Source organism: Nitrosophilus sp. (assembly GCF_982775275.1).
This window is the reverse complement of the sequence record NZ_CEXZHP010000177.1, coordinates 1-3,123: the sequence shown is the minus strand read 5'-3', so window position 1 is coordinate 3,123 and position 3,123 is coordinate 1. Positions and strand designations below refer to the sequence as shown.

Sequence of the window (3,123 nt, the reverse complement as noted above, 5' to 3'; positions counted from 1 at the left end):
ATTCCCAATTCCCATTTACCAATGTCCAATGTCCAATGTCTAATGTCTAATTTGGTTAATAGGATAAAAGATGAAACTAAGTTATTTAGCAAATGAGTTAAATTTAGAATTAATTGGAGAAGATAAAGAGATTGAAAGGATTCAAAGCCTTGATAAGGCTAAAGAGAAAGATCTCTCTTTTTTAGAAAATTCAAAATATTTAAATAAACTAAAAAAAACAAAAGCTGCGGCGGTAATTATAGAGAAAAAAAACATAGATTATCTTCCAAAAAATGTATCCGCTTTAATAAGTGACGAACCATATCTAACTTTAGCATATATTTCGAAATATTTTGCAAAAGAACCATATCAAACAGATGGAAAAAAGCCTAAAATAGGAAAAAATTGCAAAATAGCGCCAAATGTTTATATCGGATTTGATACTGTAATAGAAGATAATGTAACATTAATGTCCTCGGTTGTGGTAGGAGATAACGTCAAAATTGGAAAAAATACAATTATTTATCCAAACGTAACAATATATAGAGACTGCGTAATTGGAGATAACTGTATTATCCATGCGGGGACTGTAATTGGAAGCGATGGATACGGATTTGCTCATACTAAGGATGGAAGACATATAAAAATTTATCAAAACGGCAATGTTGTTATTGAAGATGATGTAGAAATTGGAGCAAACTGTTGCATAGATAGGGCGGTTTTTGATTCTACTATCATTAAAAAAGGGACAAAACTTGATAATTTAATTCAAATAGCCCATAACTGTGAAATTGGCGAAAATGTCTTAATGGCTTCCCAAGTTGGAATATCAGGTTCTTCAATATTGGGAAGAAATGTAGTTATGGGCGGTCAAAGTGCGACTGCTGGACATCTTAAAATTGGCGATTTTGCTGTGATTGCCGCGCGAGGCGGTGTTACAAAATCTATAGAGGGTGGAAAAACATACGCAGGCTTTCCTTTAATGCTTCATAAAGAGTGGCTAAAACTTCAAGCTATCTTAGCAAGGATGGTAAAAAAAAACTAAAAATCAATAGATCGCTCAATTTTTTTTAATAAAATTGTGATATACTTTTTTAAATTATACATTTAGTTAAGGAGAATAAAATGGCTAAAACTCAAAATGAAGTAAAAATATTAAATCTTTACGGAACAAAAGATGGAATAATAAGCGTAGCTCATATAACAGAGCCTTACGGCCCAGATAGCGAGCCTGTCGTTAGTATAGGAATATCACTAAATGGAAACGCAAAAGATCCCGAATGGAAAGTTCATATACCTTATGAAAATATTGATGATTTAATAGATGCGCTAAAATTGGCTAGGGACGAGTTTGGGAAAGATTATATTCCCCAAGAAATAAATCCAGATGTAGATGAAGGTATAGTTGGAGGAGAGTAATCATCTAAAAGTGCAGCTCATTGAGCTGCAAAATCTCTCTCCCGTTGCTTCATGGCCTGTATATTTACTCCAATCAAGCTTTGGAAAATTTTTTGATATTTTTTCATACTCCTCTTTTGATATTTTGGAAAAAGGCATTTGTGGATATATATGATCGCTTTTTGGAAGAAGTGTGACAGATTTTATCATAGGTAAAAACTCTTTTAAAACTTTTGAGATATCTTTTGGCGAGAAATCTTTGGAGAATTCTATCGTATTAGATACCATATTGTCCGACCATTCTCTTTGCAAAGTAGCCAAAATCATCATCTGCTCCCAAAGGGAGACATTTTCTAAACTTTTTGGATTTTCATATTTAATGGGAAATTCAAAAACTAACGTGTTTTGATCATAAATATCCACTTCAAAAGGAACGCCGGAATTTTTAAGAAATTTGCCAAGTTCGCTATTTTTACCAATTCTTATTCGCCTAATAGCATATTTAAAAGGTGGATAATGCATTCCTGGACTTGTTCCAGCAAGTATGCTAATAGTGCCAGAAGGTTTTACTGCTGTTACTTTTAATGAAACGGGAATTCCGGCTTCTTTAGCTAAATTTTTGTTTATTTCTCTTACTTTTTTATAACCGATTCTTAGCCATTTTATTAATGTTTCAAAACCTCTTTTTTCTATAAAATCTGTTACTCCAGATATACTTACGCCAACTCTTCTATTTCGTGCTATTATCTCATTTGTCTCTGGCCTATGAGTAGGGAGTAAATTAACTGTAGAAGCGTAAAAAGTTGCAAATTCGATCATTTTTAAAAATTCATCTAAAGATTCGCATTTGGATATGAAAATTTCTGCTAAATTACAAAGTTCATAACTCTCAAGAGCTATTTCTCCGCAAGGATTGCTAAGCCACGCCTTATCTTCGATTATTTCACCGAATCTTCCATATTTTTGCATATTTTCAAGATTTAATATCCCGGGCTCTCCGTTTTTTACTATAAATTTGGATATATTTTCTAAAACTTTATAATCATCTAAATTTTTTATAACTACAGAATTATTTGAAATCCATCCAATTTCTGCTCTTTGTGGATATTTATCATAATTTTTTAAATTTAAAAAGGTCTCATCATATGGCGATCCTATTGCTATTTGAGCTGATCGCCTGATATTTCCGGAAACTACGCATACTCCAAGCTCGTTAAAAATATCAACAACGCATCTTGTTTTATCAATTTTTCCATCAAGATAATCATCCAAAGTTTTTTCTAAATTTTTATGAAGTTTTTTTAAAGGTTCTGGTCCGCCGGCTATCCCTCCAAAACTTTTAAGTTCGCTTCCGGCTGGTCTGATTTTTGAATAGTCAAATCTATAAAAAGGTTTTTTGTTTATGTAGCTATCTAGTAAAAGCCTTACAGATTTTACCCATCCCTCTTTTGAGTCTTCAATAACATAAATTAGAGGATTTTTTTTGTTTGGTTTGTATGCTTTTCCGTTCCATGCGGTATTAAATCCAACTCCCGCACCTACCATAAGCATATCCATCGTCCAATCAGCGGCATTTACAAGATCTGTTGTATCAACCGCGGCACAATTATAAAGTGCTGCACTCCCCCTTTGGTATATATAATCTGTTCCCATAATCCACAATCCTCTGCCAGGAGGGAGCCATTTCATTTTAAAAGCGTTTATTGCCATCTCTTTTGCAAATTCAAGATAATCTTCATCTTTAAA

The 3,123-nt window shown here is 32.9% G+C and carries 3 protein-coding genes; 2 read left to right on the top strand and 1 reads right to left on the bottom strand.

Annotation, left to right across the window (positions count from 1 at the left end; translation table 11 throughout):
• The first annotated feature begins 70 nt into the window (after positions 1-70).
• Positions 71-1,024 carry a UDP-3-O-(3-hydroxymyristoyl)glucosamine N-acyltransferase gene (gene lpxD, locus AC30RD_RS07730; protein ID WP_489493877.1) on the top strand — a complete coding sequence of 318 codons (954 nt, stop codon included), beginning with the start codon at positions 71-73 and terminating at the stop codon, positions 1,022-1,024.
• 80 nt (positions 1,025-1,104) lie between these two features.
• Complete coding sequence (locus AC30RD_RS07725) at positions 1,105-1,398, top strand: hypothetical protein (RefSeq protein WP_489493875.1); 294 nt, start codon at positions 1,105-1,107, stop codon at positions 1,396-1,398.
• On the opposite strand, the gene AC30RD_RS07720 is transcribed toward AC30RD_RS07725, so the two are convergent.
• A partial coding sequence (locus AC30RD_RS07720; protein ID WP_489493874.1) for a glycyl radical enzyme family protein occupies positions 1,399-3,123 on the bottom strand: 1,725 nt, incomplete at its 5' end.

Excerpts from the sequence above, each read along its gene's own strand:
- lpxD (WP_489493877.1), top strand. The coding sequence starts at position 71 with ATGAAACTAAGTTATTTAGCAAATGAGTTAAATTTAGAATTAATTGGA.
- AC30RD_RS07725 (WP_489493875.1), top strand. The coding sequence starts at position 1,105 with ATGGCTAAAACTCAAAATGAAGTAAAAATATTAAATCTTTACGGAACA.